General features: G+C 67.4%; 17 protein-coding genes and 3 tRNA genes. 8 read left to right on the top strand and 12 right to left on the bottom strand.

Translation table 11 applies throughout. The features are described from left to right. Positions 1-2: 2 nt before the first annotated feature. Positions 3-689, bottom strand: coding sequence for a hypothetical protein (locus tag A9A59_RS09050; protein WP_133117579.1), 687 nt, complete (start codon positions 687-689; stop codon positions 3-5). Positions 690-766: 77 nt separating this feature from the next. On the opposite strand from A9A59_RS09050, the gene hemB reads away from it, so the two are divergent. Further along, complete coding sequence (hemB, locus tag A9A59_RS09045) at positions 767-1,741, top strand: porphobilinogen synthase (RefSeq protein ID WP_098503960.1); 975 nt, start codon at positions 767-769, stop codon at positions 1,739-1,741. On the opposite strand, the gene fdhF is transcribed toward hemB, so the two are convergent. The 6 genes from fdhF to A9A59_RS09015 form a co-directional block, all read right to left on the bottom strand. Next, a complete protein-coding gene (fdhF, locus tag A9A59_RS09040) occupies positions 1,704-3,836 on the bottom strand; it encodes a formate dehydrogenase subunit alpha (RefSeq protein ID WP_098503959.1) in 2,133 nt (710 codons plus the stop codon). The two genes, hemB and fdhF, sit on opposite strands and share 38 nt — an antisense overlap. Next, positions 3,817-4,479, bottom strand: a complete 663-nt coding sequence (locus tag A9A59_RS09035) for a 2Fe-2S iron-sulfur cluster-binding protein (protein ID WP_165772620.1) — start codon at positions 4,477-4,479, stop codon at positions 3,817-3,819. The genes fdhF and A9A59_RS09035 overlap by 20 nt, the downstream gene beginning before the upstream one ends. Next, on the bottom strand, positions 4,476-5,921 hold the full coding sequence (locus A9A59_RS09030; protein ID WP_098503957.1) for an NADH-ubiquinone oxidoreductase-F iron-sulfur binding region domain-containing protein: 1,446 nt from the start codon (positions 5,919-5,921) through the stop codon (positions 4,476-4,478). The genes A9A59_RS09035 and A9A59_RS09030 overlap by 4 nt, the downstream gene beginning before the upstream one ends. A gap of 33 nt (positions 5,922-5,954) precedes the next feature. Further along, entirely contained in the window at positions 5,955-6,338 is a 384-nt protein-coding gene (locus A9A59_RS09025; protein ID WP_098503956.1) for a hypothetical protein, read from the bottom strand. A gap of 158 nt (positions 6,339-6,496) precedes the next feature. Continuing rightward, positions 6,497-7,396, bottom strand: coding sequence for a complex I NDUFA9 subunit family protein (locus A9A59_RS09020; RefSeq protein WP_098503955.1), 900 nt, complete (start codon positions 7,394-7,396; stop codon positions 6,497-6,499). Then, on the bottom strand, positions 7,393-8,301 hold the full coding sequence (locus A9A59_RS09015) for a MerR family transcriptional regulator (protein WP_098503954.1): 909 nt from the start codon (positions 8,299-8,301) through the stop codon (positions 7,393-7,395). The genes A9A59_RS09020 and A9A59_RS09015 overlap by 4 nt, the downstream gene beginning before the upstream one ends. 64 nt (positions 8,302-8,365) lie before the next feature. Between A9A59_RS09015 and A9A59_RS09010 the strand changes: the two genes are divergently transcribed. Further along, positions 8,366-9,841, top strand: a complete 1,476-nt coding sequence (locus tag A9A59_RS09010) for a phytoene desaturase family protein (RefSeq protein WP_165772619.1) — start codon at positions 8,366-8,368, stop codon at positions 9,839-9,841. Next, complete coding sequence (locus A9A59_RS09005) at positions 9,838-10,299, top strand: SRPBCC family protein (protein WP_098503952.1); 462 nt, start codon at positions 9,838-9,840, stop codon at positions 10,297-10,299. The genes A9A59_RS09010 and A9A59_RS09005 overlap by 4 nt, the downstream gene beginning before the upstream one ends. A 311-nt stretch (positions 10,300-10,610) precedes the next feature. On the opposite strand, the gene A9A59_RS09000 is transcribed toward A9A59_RS09005, so the two are convergent. Then, complete coding sequence (locus A9A59_RS09000; RefSeq protein ID WP_165772618.1) at positions 10,611-11,504, bottom strand: formyltetrahydrofolate deformylase; 894 nt, start codon at positions 11,502-11,504, stop codon at positions 10,611-10,613. Between the two features lie 259 nt (positions 11,505-11,763). On the opposite strand from A9A59_RS09000, the gene A9A59_RS08995 reads away from it, so the two are divergent. The 4 genes from A9A59_RS08995 (at position 11,764) to A9A59_RS08980 (ending at position 15,650) form a co-directional block, all read left to right on the top strand. Beyond that, positions 11,764-13,473, top strand: coding sequence for a peptide ABC transporter substrate-binding protein (locus A9A59_RS08995; RefSeq protein ID WP_098503950.1), 1,710 nt, complete (start codon positions 11,764-11,766; stop codon positions 13,471-13,473). Positions 13,474-13,550: 77 nt separating this feature from the next. Beyond that, positions 13,551-14,498 carry an ABC transporter permease gene (locus A9A59_RS08990; protein WP_098503949.1) on the top strand — a complete coding sequence of 316 codons (948 nt, stop codon included), beginning with the start codon at positions 13,551-13,553 and terminating at the stop codon, positions 14,496-14,498. Positions 14,499-14,532: 34 nt separating this feature from the next. Then, complete coding sequence (locus A9A59_RS08985) at positions 14,533-15,504, top strand: ABC transporter permease (RefSeq protein WP_098503948.1); 972 nt, start codon at positions 14,533-14,535, stop codon at positions 15,502-15,504. A gap of 70 nt (positions 15,505-15,574) precedes the next feature. Continuing rightward, positions 15,575-15,650: transfer RNA gene (locus A9A59_RS08980), tRNA-Ala, on the top strand. A 250-nt stretch (positions 15,651-15,900) separates the two neighbouring features. On the opposite strand, the gene A9A59_RS08975 is transcribed toward A9A59_RS08980, so the two are convergent. The 4 genes from A9A59_RS08975 to A9A59_RS08960 form a co-directional block, all read right to left on the bottom strand. After that, a tRNA-Glu gene (locus tag A9A59_RS08975) sits at positions 15,901-15,977 on the bottom strand. Positions 15,978-16,074: 97 nt separating this feature from the next. Beyond that, positions 16,075-17,088 carry a cytochrome c biogenesis CcdA family protein gene (locus tag A9A59_RS08970; protein ID WP_165772617.1) on the bottom strand — a complete coding sequence of 338 codons (1,014 nt, stop codon included), beginning with the start codon at positions 17,086-17,088 and terminating at the stop codon, positions 16,075-16,077. A 64-nt stretch (positions 17,089-17,152) separates the two neighbouring features. Then, positions 17,153-17,407, bottom strand: coding sequence for a hypothetical protein (locus A9A59_RS08965; protein WP_098503946.1), 255 nt, complete (start codon positions 17,405-17,407; stop codon positions 17,153-17,155). An 82-nt stretch (positions 17,408-17,489) separates the two neighbouring features. Next, positions 17,490-17,566 (bottom strand) — tRNA-Glu (locus A9A59_RS08960). 51 nt (positions 17,567-17,617) lie between these two features. On the opposite strand from A9A59_RS08960, the gene A9A59_RS08955 reads away from it, so the two are divergent. Beyond that, positions 17,618-18,868, top strand: a complete 1,251-nt coding sequence (locus tag A9A59_RS08955; RefSeq protein ID WP_098503945.1) for a hypothetical protein — start codon at positions 17,618-17,620, stop codon at positions 18,866-18,868. Positions 18,869-18,872 lie beyond the last annotated feature (4 nt).

The following is an 18,872-nucleotide window of genomic DNA, read 5'->3' as shown; positions in this document are numbered from 1 at the left end:
GGTCAGCTCCCGCGCAGGTTAAACCAGGCAACCTCGAACGGGAGCCCGCCAGCCTGGGCTGCTTCGAGGAGGGCGCGGCGCTGGCGTTCTTCCGGGAGTCTCGCCAGGTAGACTGAGGGGTTTGCACTCACTTCCTGCGCAAACCATTCGTGCCGGACGATGACGCCGCAGAACGCTTCGAACATGGCGTCCCGGTCGAGGTAGTTCTCGAAGACGAAGAGCGAAATGTCGTCCAGAGCGTCTTCATCGCCAGCTGCCGCAAGCCGGTCGAAGATGTCGCCGAGCCAGTCGGCGGTTTGCTCCCACTCGAAGGCTGCGCCGGGACAGCCCCGGGACTCCATCGCCTCGAGCGAGGCCATGAGGACGACGAGGAAGGTCGGCAGCCGCCGGGCATCGTATCCCTCACGTGCGAGCGCAGCCCAGCGCGCATCATCGTTGCAGGTGCCATCAGGGGAGAGCACGGGGATTGCCCCCGCGAGTTCGTTCGCTTCGGCATCTGGAAGGGTTCGAATCCAGTCGCGGACAACCGAGGGGTCAACATCTGCAAGGTTAATGACCGACAGCGCAGCCAGCCGCCGCTCGGGCGAGCCGTCCTGCACCTCGGCGACCAGCTCTGGCGTGGTCATCCGGCGCATGCGCCCCTCGTGCGCCTGCCAGCCTTCATACTGCGGCGGCAACCGTCGTTCCATCGTTCCCTGGCTCCACAGGATACCGCCCCTCGCTCATCTCGCCCTCCGGGGGTTCACCGATGCTAGACTGGCAACCGATGCAACTCGGGACCTTCGCCCGTCATCGCCGGCTCCGCTCGACGGAAGCGATGCGCCGGCTCGTCCGCGAGAACGAGCTCACCCCGTCGCACCTCATCTACCCGCTCTTCGTCGAGGCCGGACTCTCCGGTCGCCAGCCCATTCCCTCGATGCCAGGGCAGGACCGGCTCGGGCTGGACGCGCTGGCAGATGAAGCCCGCGACCTCGCCCGGCTGGGTATCGGCGGCGTGATGCTGTTCGGACTCCCGGCAGCCAAGGATGACCTCGGGAGCGGGGCGTGGGCTGCCGACGGCATCGTCCAGCAGGCCATCGGCAGGCTGAAGGACGCTGCGCCGGACCTGGTCATCATGGCCGACGTCTGCCTCTGCGAGTACACCAGCCATGGGCACTGCGGCCCCCTTTCCGCCGATGGCTCCGTCGACAACGACGCGGCGCTCCCGCTCCTCGCCGAAACGTCGGTCTCGCTGGCGCGCGCGGGCGCCGACGTCATTGCGCCGAGCGACATGATGGACGGCCGCGTGCTTGCCATCCGGCGCGCGCTCGACGCCGCAGGGTTTGCGACGGTCCCCATCCTCTCGTATGCGGCGAAGTTCGCGAGCGGGTTCTACGGCCCGTTCCGCGAAGCTGCCGACAGCGCACCTGCCTTCGGCGACCGGCGCGGCTACCAGATGGACCCTGCCAACGCGCGGATGGCGCTCGGCGAGGTATTCGCCGACCTCGAGCAGGGCGCGGATATGGTGATGGTCAAGCCCGCGCTCCCCTACCTCGACATCATCCGTGCCGTTCGCGAGCGGACGACGGTCCCGGTTGCCGCCTATAACGTGAGCGGCGAGTACGCGATGGTCATGGCCGCGGCCCAGAATGGCTGGATTGACCTCGACCGCGTGGTCGACGAGACTCTCACGGGTATCCGCCGGGCCGGGGCCGATATCGTCATCACTTATCACGCGAAGCAGTGGGCCACCCGCCGGTAAGCGCTGCGTCCCAGGGCCGCTTCTTTTCCACCCGCACCGCGCAGACCTTGTACTCCGGGATGCGAGAGGGTTCATCGTAGGCGTTGTTCGTCAGGAAGTTGGCGGCGCTCTCGCGAAGTTTGACGAACGGAACGAATACCGAGCCAGTCCGCACAGCATCGGTGACGACGGCTCTCCCGGTCAGCCGCCCGCGACGTGAGCGGACTACCACCTCATCGCCGTCGGCAATGCCAAGCCTCTCCGCATCGCCGGGGTGGATGGTCACCGGCACCTCGCTCACCTGGTCCATCAGGGCCTGGACGCGCCGGGTCAGGGTGCCGCCGTGCCAGTGGTAGAGCACCCGGCCAGTGTTGAGGATGAGCGGGTAATCCGCATCGGGCAGTTCGGCAGCCGGCGTAGCCTGCCGGACGGGCACAAATCTTCCGCGCCCCCGCGGGAAGCTCTCTGCATAGAGGAAACGCGTGCCCGGGTGATCGGCCGACGGGCAGGGCCACTGGATGCCGCCCTCGCGGTCCAGCTGCTCATAGCTGATGCCCCGGAGCTGCGGCGTGAGCCGCGCCATCTCGGCGAAAATCTCCGCAGGCGAGCGGTACGCGAACTGGCCGAGGTCGACCCCCACGCGCGGCGCCATCCGCCGGGCCAGGTCACAGATGATCTCCCAGTCCGGCCGGGACTGTCCGACCCGCGGGACGGCTTGGCGCACCCGCTGCACCCTTCGCTCGCTGTTGGTAAACGTCCCGTCCTTTTCCGCAAACGAGCAGGCGGGCAATACCACGTCGGCAAGCTCTGCGGTCTCGTGAAGGAACAGGTCCTGGACGACGAGAAACTCGAGCCGACGAAAAAGATCGCCCGCGTGTGCCAGGTTCGGTTCTGACAGCAGCGGGTTCTCGCCGACGATGTACATCGCCCGGATCTCGCCGGTCGCGATGCGCTCGACCATGTCGGTTGCTTTGATGCCCGGCTCGCGGGGAATGCCGGCATTCCAGGCCTCTTCAAAGCGCGCGGCAACGTCATCCCGGTACGGCTGGTACCCGGGCAGCGAATCCGGGATGCAGCCGGCATCCCCGCAGCCCTGCACGTTGTTCTGACCGCGCAGCGGCGAAATCCCGCAGCCCGGCCGGCCCAGCTGGCCCGCGAGCAGCGCCAAATTGATGAGCGCATGCGCGTTATCCGTCCCGTGGGTGTGCTGGGTGATACCCATGCCCCAGGCGAGGCAGCTCCCCGGGCGCTCATCCGCGGGCAGGCCGCGCCGGGCCGGCGGCCGGGCATACAGGCGGGCGGCCAGCCGGAGTGCGTGCGGGTCCACCCCGCACGCCTGGGCGTACTCCTCCACGGTCCGTTCTATCACCACCGCCCGCCAGGCTTCGAACCCCTCGGTCCGTGCGGCGATGAATTCCCGGTCCTCAAGGCCATCATCGAGGATGGCGCGGGCCATGCCGTTGAAAAGGGCGACATCGGTCCCGGGCGCAGGCTGCAGGAAGACGTCGGCCCGCTCTGCGAGGTCGATCCGCTTCGGGTTGACGACCACCAGTTTCGTCCCGTAATCGTCGACCGCCTTGCGCATCCTCGAGGCGATGACCGGGTGGTTCGAATCAGGGTCGCACCCGACGACGACCAGGCACGATGCCTCCTCGTAGTCGATGTAGGAGTTGCTCGTTGCCCCGCTGCCAAGCTGGACCAGCATCGCCTCCACGCTCGGGGAATGGCAGAGCCGGGTGCAGTGGTCGATGTTGTTGGTCCCCATCACCAGCCGGACGAATTTCTGCTGGACGAAGGCGTCCTCGTTGGTCGCCTTCGCGCTCGCGAAACTGCCAAAGGCGCCGCGGTACTCAAGGAGCCGCTCGGCCACGATGTCCAGGGCGTCGTCCCAGCTCGCGGGCTGAAGTTCGCCGTCGCGGCGAACCAGCGGCGTCGTGAGCCGGTCGGGGTGCTGGACAAAGGGGATGCCGAACCGCCCTTTCACGCAGAGCATCCCCCGGCTCGACGGGTTGCCCGGGTCGTCGTCGACCCAGGTGATGCGGTCGTCGCGTGTGTGCAGCACGATCCCGCAGCCGACGCCGCAGAACGGGCAGGTGCTAACGGTCTTCCGTTCCATTTCCTCGTCTCCTGGAGCGGCCAGCCTGCGCTGGGTCGCTCATCGGCTTCGGACGCAGGGCATGCGTGGGGCATGCCGCCACGCACGAGCCGCACGCCGTGCAGATCGAACTCGCGAAGGTTGCCCCGGCGCCCGGCGTGACGCGGGCCGAAGTCGCCGTCCCGGCGATGCCGATCGCCCCGATGTGCTGGAGCTGCTGACAGGCCGTGACGCACCGCCCGCAGAGGATGCAGGCCTGTTCCTCGAATTCGAAGAACGGGCTCGTGGCATCGGTGCCGTCGCGGATGCGCCGCGGAAACGCCGGGCGTTCGAGGCCGTGCTCCTCGTACGCTGCCCAGATCTCACCGCTCCGCGGACCGCCCGCCACATCGGGCTCGCGGCCGTGCATCCGAGACGTGAGCCGAAGCACCTCGCGCCGCAGCCGGGCGACCCGCTCAGAAGCGGTCAGGACTTCGCTAACGCCTGCCGCTGGGGTGTGGCAGGCCGCGACAACCCGGCCATCGGCCTCCACCAGGCAGGTACGGCAGGCCCCGATCGGTGGCAGGTTATCGTCCTTGCACAGGTGCGGCAGGTGGATGCCGAGCGCGAGCACGGCATCGAGGATGCTGCCGGTCTCCGGGGCGGTGCGCCCGTCGACTTTCACGAGAACACCTCCGGCCAGAACGCAAGCGCGGAGCGGACCGGTCCGGTTGCCATCTGGCCGAGGCCGCAGAGGGATGCCAGCTGGATGGCGTCGAGCAGGTCCTCGGCCAGGTCGGCGGGATTGCCCCCCAGTGCCTCGAGCAGAAGCGGCGTCCCCTCCCGGCAGGGGGTGCATTTGCCGCACGACTGTTCGGCGTTGAAGGCGGCCATGGTGAGGGCCGCCCGGCGAATGTCGCCCGGGGCTTCAAGCACCACGATGCCCCCGGCGCCGAGCATCGCACCGGTCGGGTGGTAGCGGCCGGGCAGGACCGGCTGGGCGGCCAACCCTCCGGGGAGAAACCCGCCCGACGGTCCACCGCACAGGACCGCGGCCCGCTCCTGAGCGGGCGCCCCGGCCCGGTCGAGGACCTCCGCAAGCGGTGTCCCGAGCGGCACTTCGTATACTCCCGGGCGCTCAACCCTGCCGCTGAGCGAGAGGATTCGGGTCCCCGGCGCCTCGGGGGCACCAAGGGCGCGGAACGCTGCGGCGCCCTCGCGCAAAATCACCGCGACGGCAGCGAGAGTTTCGACATTATTGACCACGGTCGGCATGCCGAAGAGGCCCGAATCCACCGGCAGCGGCGGGCGCGGCCGGGGCACGGCCCGGCGACCTTCGATGGCGTTCAGGAGCGCGGTCTCCTCCCCGAGCACGTAGCCGCCGGCGCCGCGGTAGAGCAGAACCTGGCCGGCAATCGGCGAGTCCGCGAGCGCCAGCTCAAATGCCTCCGCGGCGGGGTCGGCTTCGCCGTTGATGAACGCGATGGTCACCGCCGGCTTTAAAGCCTCCATAGCGATGGCCAGCCCTTCAACCACCCGCTCCGGGCGGAGGCAGAGCAGCGCACGGTCCTTGAAGACACCGGGCTCCCCCTCCTCTGCGTTCATGACGAGGGCGATCGGCGTCCCGTGGCGGAGGGCGGCGCGCCACTTACGGGCGGTGGGGAAGTAGGCGCCGCCGCGACCGCGCAGCCCGGCCTCTTCAATCGCGTCGAGGACTGCGGCCGGCCCGATTCGGCGGGCGCGCTCCAGCCCCGCCCACGTCCGGTCGGTCGGCCCGAGAAGCGGACCGGCTTCGCGCACCATCTCCGCCGGGAAGGGCTGCTCGTCCCCGGATGCCGGCGGGGCGTAGCAGCGAAACAGGCAGCCGGCGGGCAGCTCGGGCTGGCGATAGCCAGGGTGGAGTGCGCAGGCGATCCCGGCGCAGGCCCGCTCACCAGCTGGCGCATCGAAACGGAACTCGTGGGACGACCGCGCGGCCTCCCATGCCTCCGCCGCCGGGATACCCAGCTCCCGGGCGACCGCCTCAACGGACGCTGGCGTGAGGAAGCCGTCGTCACGGTGACGGGCAATCAGTGCAGGAAGGAGCCGGGCGCGACGGGGAAGGGTGAAGACTGACGCGGCAGGCACGCCGCCGATCGTACGCCGGGGCGGTGACCGATACTAGACCCGGCGCGCTGCAAGTGCGTGCGTGCCATTCAGGGCCGAGGGGACGATGGTTTTGCGGGCAGGCTTGAGCGGCTCCTTGCAGGCCGCGACCAGGGTGCGGTCGACGATATCGCTGATGCCGCGGGCTCGGGCCTCATTGCGCACGTAAGCAACGGTGGACGAGATGGTGGCTTCGGCGCCGGGCCACGGTTCACAGCGGATGATGCGCAGGTGGCGGGACGATTCGTTCCATTCGACAACGAGCCGGGGATGGGACCCCGGCCCGGCGCAGTACCTCGTGTAGCCGCCCAGGTACTCCTGCGTCATGTGGAGCCCGCGAGCGGATGGGTCGATCCCGGCCCGGTGAAGGCCTTCCCAGAGGTCGCCGAGGGCAAGCAAGAGGCGGAATGCTACATCGGAGGTGTCAGCGCGCAATGGTCGTCCCGTGCGGATAGGGTGTCGTGCGCGGCCCCCGCGGTGCCGCAGCCTGATTGTACGCGATCCCGCCGGAGACGATGCAAGCCGTGGATGCGAGCTATAGATGAAAGCCCCGATTGTCAGCGCTTCAGATAGGCCGCCAGGCCCTCCTCAAGCGGCGTCAGGCGGAGGCCGAACACCTCGCGCAGGCTGCTGGTGTCGGCAACTCCGTCCATCGTGATGAAGTCGATGGCGTCGGGGGTGAGCGGCCGGCCGGGCGCAAGCTGCGCAACCGAAGCGACGAGCTTCATGACCGGCTTCGGGCTGTGGAGCAGGAGTCGCCGGCGGCCCGACACCCTGAGCGCGGTCCGGATGACGTCGTCCATGGTGAGGACTTCAGGCCCGCCGATTTCGAAGATGCGCCCGCGCGCCTCCGGCTTCTGGACCGCTGCCACGACATGTGCCGCAAGGTCTTCGACGTAGAGCGGGTTGATTCGCGTCTTCCCGTTGCCAATGACCGGGACAAACGGGAGGAACTTCGCAAAGCTAAGGAACCGGTTGAGCGAGACATCACCGGGTCCGTACACCCAGCTCGGCCGGAAGACTACGTACGGCACGCCGGACGCCACGATATGCTGCTCCTCCTCCCACTTGAACCGCTGCCAGTGGTAGGGTGCGTGCTCGGCCGCGCCGACGCCGCTGAGGCCGATGAACAGCGGCGTCCCGGCTGCTTTGGCCGCATCGACCAGGTTGCGGGTACCGCCGAGGTCGATCCGTTCGAAGGTATACCCCTTCTTCGGGTTCTCGATGGGCGAATTCGGGAACTGGACGGCGTCGACGACTGCGTCGGCCCCGGCGAGCAGCGCCGAGAGCGTCTCGGGAGCCGTGACGTCGGCTGCGACCCATTTCGCCCGCGGGTCGAGCGGCGCCTTCTCGGGCCGCCGCCGCGAGCCGACCACGACGTCGTGACCGGCGTCAAGAAGCGCCTTCGTGATCGAGCGGCCAAGGAACCCCGTGCCGCCAGCGACTGCGATTTTCATGCCGCACCTCCTGTGATGCGTGAACGTCCGAGCTGATTGATGAGTGCGACCGCCTCAACGAGGCGGGGCCCGCCATAATACGCGTTCTCAATACGAAGGGAGGGGTCGGCGTCGAAGGCGCCGCCGCCGTAGACGATAGCGGTCAGCGGCGCGGTTTCGGCGAGGGCGTTCACCACCCCCGGGAGGTGGCGCGCACCCTCCGGCGTCCCCGCATTGACAGCGAGCACCTCGGGCTGGGCGTCTTCCACGGTCCGGATGAGGTCTTCGTCCGGGACATCCTGGCCGAGGTAGATGGTCCGAATGCCCTGGAAGCGGAGCATGACGGCGAGCATCAGCAGGCCGATTTCATGGTGTTCGCCTTCGAGACAGGCAAGGACGACGGTCGCGGCGCCGGGCAGCGGCTGCACCTGTCGGCTGAGCTGGTCGAGGCGGGCCCGCACGAAGTTGGACGCGAAGTGCTCCTGTGCGATGGTGATGCGCTGCTCATGCCAGGCGATGCCGATATCGCGCATCAGGGGCACGACCACCCGTTCGAACCCGCTCAGCAGGTCCAAGGTATCAAAAAGCTCGGTCCAGGCCGCCGCGGCCCGCGGCTCGTCGAACGCAAGCAGGGCGTCGAACAGCTCCGTCTTCAGCAGTGCGATCCGGGGGCCGGTCCCCTCGCCCGGCGTGGCCGCCTCCTGGAGCACGATCTCAGCGGCGCGGGCCAGCGGAACGCCCTGGCTGGCCAGTTCGTGCATGCGGCGGATCATCGCGATGTCCGCCTCGGAGTAGGTGCGCTGCTGGCCGCCAGTGCGGCTGGGCCGGGGAACGCCGTACCGGCGCTCCCACGCCCGGAGTGCGTGCGCGCTCACGCCGGTCATGGATTCCACCTGGGCAATCCGGTAGATGCCGGGCTTCCGCATAGTGGTATCCTCGCCGGATTTCAAAGATTTGTCAAACTCTCGTCGAGGTCTCTACCATGGTTACATGGTTTCAACAGACTGTGAGGCCGACATCCTGGTCATCGGGAGCGGTTTCGGCGGGCTCACCGCGGCAGCGCTTTCGGCGAGGGCCGGAGCAAGGGTGCACGTGTTCGAGCGGCACACGCGCCCGGGCGGCTGCGCCGGCGATTTCGCGCTCGGCGGATTCTGGTTTCCCGCAGGAGCGACCGTCGTCACCGGGCTCGAGCCGGGCGGCATCCTTCGACAGGTTTTCGACGCGGTCGGCCTCGATGTCGAGGCAGTTCCGCTCGACCCTTCGATCGTGTTCCACCTGCCTGACCGGGTGGTGCCGTACGTCGCTTCCCATGCGGCGTGGGAAGCCCTGTTCGCGGAGCAGTTCGCGGGCGCACCGGCTGGCTACCGGCGCTTCTGGCGGTGGGTGCGGCTCGTGGGCGGCGAGGTGTATCGCATCGGCGCGGCGCTCCCGTCGTTCCCGCTCGAGCGGCCGGCCGACATCCGCCGCTCGCTCCGGGCGGTCAGCCCCTCGCTGGTGCTGGCAGCGCCGTGGCTCTTCGCCACCATCCGCCGCGTCAAGCGGCTCCTGGGCGCTGACGGCGACCCTGCTGCTGACGCGCTGATCAACGCCCTCCTCCTGGACGCAACGGGCGCAACGGCGACCGACTGCAGCGCGGTGCAGGGCGCCATCGCGCTCGACCTCTACCGGCGGGGCTGCCAGTGGGTCGACGGGGGCACGGGCGCGCTCGCGATGAAACTGGTCCGCGCCATCAGAGCCAGCGGGGGCACCGTGACCTTCGGCAACGGCGTCGCCGGGCTTCGGCCGGACGGCAGCGGCTGGAGAGTGCGCCTCGACGACGGGACCACCCTGTCGGCTCGGGCAGTTATTGCGAACCTGCCGCCCGGCGGACTCGACCTCCTCATGGGCCGGCCGCCCCGCTTACCCGAGCCCGGGAAGGCCTGGGGCGCGTTTGTTCTCCACCTCGGAATCGACGCGACCGGGCTCGCGCCGCTCCACCCGTTCCACCAGATCGTTTCCGACCTTAACGACCTCGAAACTCCCGGCAACAACTGCCTTGTGTCGATCTACCCCGGCCGCGGCGACCGGGCGAACCGCTGGAGCATCTCGGTCTCGACGCATGTGCCGCCTGGTGCCTTTGCCGTACCCCCGGCCCAGGCGCAGCGGCTGCGCTGCAGGCTCGAAGGGCGTCTCCTCGAGGCCGTACGGCGCGTCATCCCGGACGTCGACCATCGGATCCTTTTGCTGCGCTCTGCGACCCCGGCGACCTACCAGCGGTTCACCGGGCGGCCCGGGGGATTCGTCGGCGGGCTTCGCCAGACACCGTCGGTCGTCGCACTTCGGGCCCCTGGCCGTCGCGCCGGACGGGGGATGGTGCTCGCGGGCGACCACACATTTCCCGGCCAGGGTACCGTCGGGACGGCCCTCTCCGGCATCAACGCCGCGCGCGACGTACTGGAGTACCTTGGTATGGAGGCGCCCTTATGACGAACCTGCGGTTCCGCAGTCAGCTTCCCGTCCCGGCAGAACGGCTATTCGAATTCCACGCCGATGTGTCGAACCTCGGCCGAATTTCGCCGCCTTTTCCGCCGTTCCGGCTGGTTGCCGGCGGAGGTGCGCAGACGCGAGAGGGCGATGTCCAGGTTTTTCGGCTTGGATGGAAGCGCGCGGGAATAACGTGGGAGGCACGCATCACACGGGTGGTCGAAGGCCGGCTTATCGAAGACGCTCAGGTCCGCGGACCATTCCGTCGCTGGCGTCACCAGCACCGCTTCATCCCGGCGGCCGACGGAGCGGTGCTCGAGGACGCCGTCGCCTTTCGCCTGCTTCCTACGCCGGTCGGAGAGCTTGTCGAGTGGCTGCTTGTCCGCCCGGCTTTGCTCGGCATGTTCTGGTGGCGGCACCGGAGGACCCGGGCGCTGCTCACCGCCGGTCAAAAATCTTGACGAAGGACGCCACCGTTATTGCGGCCACCGTGCTAGGCTGACCGGCGCAGCCCCCAGGGAGGAGCGACCCTTGTCACCGTGCGCAATCTGCCAGCTTTCGGGCCAGCGCGGTGTGCCCGTTCTCAACCCCATTGGCCTGCTCACCTCGAGACCCGACCTTCTTGGTGCGGCAACGCACCGGATGGGAACGATCGACGGCGAGGAACACGCCATGGTTCCCGTTTGTCCCGAGCACGTCGTCGATATTTACCGGGGACGGGTCCCCGGTGTGCGGATGGCGTGGCGGCTCGGCTCCGCTGATTCGAACGGCGCTACGGCCGATCCCGCAAGTCCCGCAGCAGGGTCCGCATTCCCGGCTTGAACACCACCTTGCCGTCAATGACGACAATTTCGCCGTTCAGGTAGAGCTGGACGGCCCGGCTCAGGACGACGCCTTCCAGCGCGCGCCCCTTACGGCGCACATCCTCGACGGTGTCTACCCCGACATCGATGTGAAAGACGTCCTGCAGGATGATCGGCCCGGCGTCGAGTTCCTCAGTTACGAAATGGGCGGTACAGCCGGTCACCCGCACGCCATCCTCCCAGGCGCGGCGGTAGGGGTTCGCCCCCGGGAAGTACGGCAGCAGCGAGGGGTGGATGTTGATGATGCGCCCAGCATAGGGCTGGACCACTGCGGGGCTCAGGATCTGCATATAGCGGGCGAGCACCACCAGGTCGGCCCGGTAGTGCGCCAGCCGGTCGAGCAGGAACGCTTCATGGGCGGCCTTATCCTCCGACGGGTACCACTCGAAGGGGATGCCGGCAGCTTCGGCAACAGGGCGCAGCACCTCGTGGTTCGAGAGCACACAAACCAGGTCGCCGCGGAGGTCGCCGCTCCTCCAGTCGGCAATGAGCTGCTCGAGGCAGTGCGGCTCCTTTGAAACGAGAATTGCCACCCGCTGACGCTGACGCTCGCTGTGGAGCGTCACGCGAATCTCCATGCCGATCTCCTGGCCGATGGCCAGGAGGCCCGTGACGAGCTCATCGAGCGTGACCGTCGCATCGGTGATATCGATGAGCATGTCCATCAGGAACTGGCCGCGGACCACCCGCTGCTCGATGTCTTCGATGTTGATGTTCCGCTCGGCAAGGTAGGTGCTAATTCGGGCGACAACACCCTTCTGGTCGCGGCCCTGCACGTGCACGATGGCAAGAATTCGGCTCACCCGGCCGGCTCCTTGGATACGGTACTGGCCTTCAGCATAGGTTCGCCGCGACGTCGGGGCGAGCCGGCGCCATTCGGTATTCGTGCGCCGCGCACACCGTTGTGGGGCCCGCAATCATCCCGGCCCGCAGGGAGGTACGCCGGCACACGTTTCGGCTTCGAAAAAACGCTACCCGGCCCGGTAAAGATTTGTTGACACTAGCGAAACCCGGGAGCACCTTACCGGTCGGTCAATCGCAAAGAGGAGGGAACCACGACCGATGACCAAACGTTACTGGCGCACGCTGCTCAGCGCAGCTGCCATCGTTGCCGTCGCCGTCGCGGCCGTCGCCTGCGGCGACGACGACGATGACAGCGGCTCCGGTGGCAACGGCGGTTCGGCTGCAACCGCAACTGCCCCGGGCGGCACCGGTGCCCCTTCGGGCACCATCACGATCGGGGCAACTCAGTTCGAAACCTGGGACCCGCACTTCTCCGACTTCGCGCAGGACATTGCCCACTTCGTCTACGTCTGGCGCGGCCTCTACCACCTCGACATCAACGACAAGCCTCAGCCCGCCATGGCTGACGGCGCCCCCCAGGTCTCCAGCGATGGCAAGACCTACACAATCAAGCTCAAGAAGGACCTGAAGTGGTCGGACGGCCAGCCGCTCACGGCTGAGGACTTCGTCCTGGGCATCCAGCGCACCTGCAACCCCGATGTTGCCGGCCACTACCAGTACATCCTGATGAACATCGTCGGCTGCGACGACTACTACAACGCCGCGGACAAGTCGGCTGCAGAGAAAGAAGAGCTGCGGAAGAAGGTCGGCGTTAGGGCCATCGACGCTCAGACGCTCGAAATCAAGATCCAGGAAGCTCAGCCGACCTTCCCCATCATCCTCGCGCTGTGGCCGACCTTCCCCGCTCCGAAGCACAAGCTCGCCAGCGTGGACGCTCCCTGGCCCGGCCCGCTCGAGAACGTGTACAACGGCCCGTTCATGCCCTCCGCATATACCGAGAAGGCCAGCATGGAGCTGAAGCCGAACCCGAACTGGTCCGGGACGCCCGTGGGAGTCGAGAAAGTCGTCCTGAAGTACGTTGATGACGCGGCCGTCCTGAACAACGCCTACCGGACGGGTGAAGTCGATGCGACCGTCGCTAACAAGCCGGAACTCGACAAGCTGAAGACCGAGTTCGCCAAGGAGCTCCACCTCTACCCGGCCACCCGCACCATCGGCCTCGAGTTCAATGTCACTAAGAGTCCTGTGGATAAGCCGGAGGTCCGCCTCGCCCTCTCGCAGGCGACAGACCGTGCCACGCTCGTCAAGGTCATCTTCAAGGACGCCAACACTCCGACGACCAGCTGGGTACCGCCGGCCCGCAACGGCCTGAAGGGCGGCGAATACGACGCCATCCTTGGGTTCAACCCGACGAAGGCGAAGGAGAACCTGGCCAAGGCCGGCTACCCCGACGGTAAGGGGTTCCCTGAGCTCACCCTGCTCCTTGTCGACAACCAGACGAGCAAGCTGCTGGGCGAATTCCTCCAGGCTGAGTGGAAGAAGCACCTCGGGATCGACCTCAAGCTCGAGTTTGTGGACTCCAAGACTCGTTCGTCGCGCTTTAACAGCTCGGACTTCCAGCTGGTCACCGGCGGCTGGCAGGAGGACTACCCGGACCCCGAGAACTGGTTCCTCGGACTCTGGGAGACGGGCGGCTCGATCAACAAGACCAAGACCAGCATCAAGGCGCTCGACGACATCATCGCGAAGGCCAAGTTCAACACGAACGACGAGCAGCGCCGCCAGCAGTACCGGGAGGCCGAGAAGCTCCTGCTCCAGGAGGCGAACGGTATCGCTCCGCTCTGGCATACCCTCGCCGCCTTCCTGGTGAAGCCGCACATCTCCGGGATGGTCGAGAACAAGCGGCCGGGCGATACGTTCGTCCCGGGCGACTGGTACATCGAGCTCTGGAAGACGTCAAAGAAATAACGTCCACCCCAGGGTGAACCGCTGCGGAGCCGGGACCGGGCCCGGTCCCGGCTCCGTCACGTCCCAAGGAAACCGCTATGGTCGCCTACACCATCCGGCGCATCCTCGCGATGATTCCCCTCATCATCGCCATCGCCACCATCACGTTCCTCCTGATGCACGCTGTGGAGGGAGGCCCGTTTGATACAGACAAGCCACTGCCCGCGGCGACGCTGGAGAACCTGAAGCGCCGATACGGGCTCGACGACCCGCTGCCCATTCAGTACGTCAATTACCTAGCAAACCTCGCCAAATTCGACTTCGGCATCTCCATCGCGAACAACCGGGACATCACCGACATCATTCGTGAGCGGATGCGGGTCTCCGTGCAGCTGGGCATCGCGACGTTTCTCTTCGCCACGGTGTTCGGGCTGACCCTGGGCATCCTTTCAGCCCTGAACCAGAACGGCCCCGGAGATTACGCAGGCGTATTTATCGCGACCATCGGCGCAGCCATGCCGTCCATCGTCCTGGCCCCGCTCCTGACGATTGTCTTCGCGGTGAAGCTCGGCTGGTTCAATGTGCTCAGTTCCGACTACGGCTTTACGGACTGGTTCCGGGGTGATTTCAGCAACTGGCGGCAGGTCGTCCTGCCGACCGTTGCGCTCGGATTCCTGCCCATGGCGTTCATCGCGCGGATTACCCGGGCGTCGATGCTCGAGGTACTGCGGCAGGATTACGTTCGCACCGCACGCTCGAAAGGCCTGAGCGAATTCGTCGTGGTGGTCCGCCACGCAGCCCGGAATGCCATGATCCCGGTCCTCACGGTCCTCGGGCCGATCTTTGCCGGGCTCATCACAGGCTCACTCGTCATTGAAACACTTTTCGCTATCCCCGGGCTCGGGCGCGAATTTGTCCGCTCCGTGCTGATCCGCGACTACGGGCTCATCATGGGCGTGACCGTCTTCTACGCGGTCATCATCGCGTTCATGAACCTGGTCGTCGACCTGCTCTACGGTCTTGCGGACCCCCGCATCCGGTACTGATACGCTCCAATCATCTTCAGCCAGGACTGCCACCGTGGCCGCCACTGACCAACCCATCGCCCAGCCATTCGACTTCCTCAGCGAACAGCTGCACACCAAACAGCGCGGCCTCTGGGCCCAGGCATGGCAGCGGCTCCTCCGGAACCGGCTCGCCGTCGCGGCAGGCGTCATCCTGATCGTCATCGCCGCGGTGTCATTCGCGGCCGACGTGAGCCGGACCGTGCAGCGGTACGATCCCACTGTCCCGGACTTCCAGGCGACTGAGCAGAATCCGAGCTGGGACCACTGGCTGGGCACCGATACCCTCGGCCGTGACCTCTGGTCCCGCCTCCTCCAGGGGACCCTGTTTTCACTGAAAATCGGCATCGGGACCCAGGTCATCGTTCTCCTCATCGGGGTCACCATCGGCATGGCCGCAGCGCTCGCCGGGCGAGTGAGCGACACCGTCCTGATGTGGATTACCGACCTCGCCTACGCCTTCCCCGACCTGCTCGCCATCATCCTCCTGCGACAGGTGCTGCTCGGCCGGGACTGGCCCATCATCGGTGAGGGCGACCCGCAGATCCCCGGCTTCAACGGGGTGTTGCTCGTCACCATCATCGCCATCTCCTTCGTCAGCTGGACGACGGTCGCCCGCCTGGTGCGCGGCCAGATGCTCTCGATCAAGGAACAGGATTATGTCACGGCCGCGCGGGCGATGGGCGCCAGCCCCTGGCGTGTGGTGCGGGTTCACATGCTCCCGAACACCCTGAGCGCCGTCATCGTCTCTGCGACGTTCGGCATCCCGCTCGCCATCTTCGCCGAAGCCACGCTGGGGTTCATTGGCCTTGGCGTGCCGCCTCCCAATGCGTCACTCGGCTCGCTGATCGGCGCCGGGCTGGACTCCATCCAGGTGCACCCTGTGCAACTCATCTGGCCCACCGTCATGGTGGCCACACTCATGCTCTGCTTCACCTTCCTCGGCGACGGCCTGAGGGACGCGCTCGACCCGCGAACACGGCGGTAGGCGTGGCCGTTCGGCAGGCGGCAGTTTGGCGCGGAATTGCGCCTGCTGGTACTATCAGGAGGAGAAGGGCGGGGCTGTAGCTCAATCGGGAGAGCGCAACACTGGCAGTGTTGAGGTAAGGGGTTCGAATCCCCTCAGCTCCACCAACCCCCAGAACCCCGTCAGGCAACGCACACCGGAACGGCCGGGCATCCCCCGGCCGTTCGCGTTTCCGCCGGGCCGCATGGGATGCCGTTCACCGTTCGGGCTTCCGGCCGACTGGCCCCGGCCGAGGTTCGCTATGGCGCCCCCCGCCCGACCCGGGTGATAACGTGGCAGCGGCCGCGCCAGCGGCGAACTGCCAGAGCGGGTGCAACAAAAAGAGGCCCGACAGATGTCGGGCCTCGCCAGTGGTGCTGGTAGCGCGTAGGGGATTCGAACCCCTGATCTCCACCTTGAAAGGGTGGCGTCCTGGGCCTCTAGACGAACGCGCCGCTGTACGTCTCGGAACAGGCTACCATGCCGGGCGCTTCCGGGCACCTGTTCTGTCCCTTGGGCCGCCCGCGAGCGATGTCGAGGGGGCACCCTTTGCTAGAGGCCCTGGTTGAAATCCGCGAACGTGAAGAAGTCGTTCAGCGCCGTCAGGCGCCCGCTGACGAGCAGGACTCCGACCACGATCAGGGCCATGCCGCTAATGATCTCGATGATTGGGCCATACCTTTGAACCCGCCGAATGATTCGCTGTGCGTCCGAGACCGCGAGGCCGGCCATCAGGAAGGGCACGGCGAGACCGGCTGCGTACCAGGTGAGCAGATAGGTCCCCCGCAGCGCTTCACCCGATGTGGCTGCCAGGGTCAGGATGGAGCCGAGGATCGGCCCCACGCACGGCGTCCACCCCAGCGCAAATGCTCCGCCCACGAACGCCGAGCGGAGGTATCCCACGCCATGGTTGCGCGCAATCGGTACTTCGAAGGTCCGCTGGAACACCGAGAGCTGTACGTATCCGGCGAAGCGCAGCCACACTACCAGCAGGACCAGGCCCAGCGCTGCCAACCGCAGCCGGTCATTCTGCAGGTCGCCGAGGTCGGCGAGCAGGACGAATACCCCCGTGCAAAGCAGCAAGAGAAGCGCCGAGAGCAATGGCTCGGCCCTGCCGCGCGGAGGCACGACGAGGACGCCCATGAGGACGAGCATCGCACCGGCAATTTCCCCGAGCCGCTGCTGGTGGTCGACCAGCACGTACGAGCCGAACAGGCCGGCTGCCGCTCCGAGGGCGATGAAGACGATCGAGAGGCCAGTCACGAAGGCGACCGCGTGGGTGAACGTCACCCGGCGGCTGGCCACCACTCTCCCGTGTTCGATGCTCGCACCCGAGATCTGCGCGATGAATATCGGAACCAGCGGCAGCACGCAAGGCGACACGAACGAGAGCACACCGGCGGAGAATGCCAGGAGCGGGCCTCCGGGGCCGCGGAGGCTGAAACTGCCACTCGAGAGCGGACCGGCCGCAAAGAGGACCACCGGAATGGCTGCCAGGAGCGCCAGCAACAGGTAGCCGGTCGTCCGGTTCAGACGGGGGTGTGCGATGCTGCCCTCTCGTGCCATGCCACTACCCATTGTAGGGGCACGCCGCCCGCCGGCACCCGGGCGAAGGTCCCTGTCTTGACCATCACTTGAACGGGTTTCCACCCTCTGCTGGCTTGCCGCCGGGCTCAGCGAGCGGTGAATCCAGGCCGAGCAGTTTCCGGCGGGCCGCCTCCCAGCGCTCTTTCGCCCGCGCCTCGCGGCCAAGGAGTCCTTTCAGCTGGTCCGGACGGATGGGCTCGCCGTCGAGGAAGACGCGGTGGAGGTGGTCGAGCTGCTTCTGCCAGGCCGACCACGCCTCGCGGTAGGCCTCGATCGTCGCATCATCGGCGAAACGCATTGCGGGCCTCCGGGAACAGCTGCACGGGGCGATCGTAAGCGCGCGGGGCCCGGTTTTGACGCCGGGCCCCGCGATACTGTCGTGGTAGCGCATGCGGGATTCGAACCCGCGATCTCCGCCTTGAGAGGGCGGTGTCCTAGGCCACTAGACGAATGCGCCGTTTCATCGAGGATAGCCAACGTGCGACGATTCGGGCAAGGTTGGCCCCGGATGCTGCGCTGGTTTTCGCTTGTGGCCTTCGCTGCCGTCCTCGTTGCTGTTCCCGCCTGCGATCGCGGCAGCGGCGAAGGCGGGCCTGCAGCTGTGCCGCTCCCCCCGGCCTATGCGGAGATGCTGGCGCAGGTTGCGGCGGAACGGGGGCTTGCCCCGCCCTCGACCCTGCGTATCGGTGTTGTCTCGCGCGACCGGCTCGCCGACATCCTCGGCGGCGAGATCACCCGGGATGCGGCACGCATGGACCGGCTGACGACCGTCTACCGGCTGCTCGGCCTGCTGCCCGAGGGCATCGACTACGCCGCGGCCTCCCGTTCCGGGCTCGACGACGCCGTCGGCGCCTTCTACGTGCCCGGCAAACGCGAGGTCTGGCTCGTTCGCAACGGACCCCTGCCCGGTTCGCCGGCGGAGCTCGAGCCGTGGGAGCAGCGCCTCCTTGCGCACGAATTCGCCCACGCGATCCAGGACTACCATTTCGACATCCCGGCCCTGGAGCGAACCGCCCGGACGACCGACGCCTGGCTCGCCCTGCGGGCGCTCCTCGAAGGTGACGCTACCTGGACGGAGTCACGGTGGACGGCCACGGTGCTCCTGCCCCGCCTGGCCTCGGCAGCGGCGCTACAGCCCCCCGCAGCATCCGCAGCTCCGCCGCCCGCCATCGCCCGCGAGGTGAACTTCCAGTACGTGAACGGAACCGAATGGGTCGCACTGCTCCGGGGGAGCGGGCCTGCTGCCGTGGATCGCCTGCTTCGTGATGCGTCACCCCTCGCAACCGCCCTCGTGCTCCACCCGGACCTCCCCCGGACCGGCTGGACTCCGTCAGGCGCGGCGATCCCGCCGGGGGCACCGGCTGAAGGCTGGCAGGCGAACGATTCGGACTCCCTCGGCGAGTTCCTCCTTGCCAGCTACCTCCAGTCGGCGCTGCCCGCCCTGCCATCCTTCCAGGCTGCTGCAGGCTGGGCGGCGGATACCATCCAGTTGTACCGGACGGCTGACGGACGGCCCGCGATGGCGTGGCGCATCCGCTTCCAGGACGCGAAGGAAGCAGGCGAGTTCGCGTCCCGGCACCGCGAGCTCCTCGAACGGCGCGCAGACCGCCTAACCCAACGGCCGGGGATGCTGACGGCCGATCGGCGTGATAGCGTCACCGTGGTCCAGCTCGAACCCCAGGGCAATGAGGTTACCCTCATTTTCGCCGGGCAATCCGATGCGGCCGAGGCGCTTGCCCGCTACCTGCTCAACCGATGAGGTC

The sequence above is a fragment of the Tepidiforma thermophila genome (assembly GCF_002563855.1).
In the GTDB taxonomy this organism is placed as follows: Bacteria; Chloroflexota; Dehalococcoidia; order Tepidiformales; family Tepidiformaceae; genus Tepidiforma; species Tepidiforma thermophila.
This window is presented reverse-complemented; position numbering and strand designations above follow the sequence as displayed.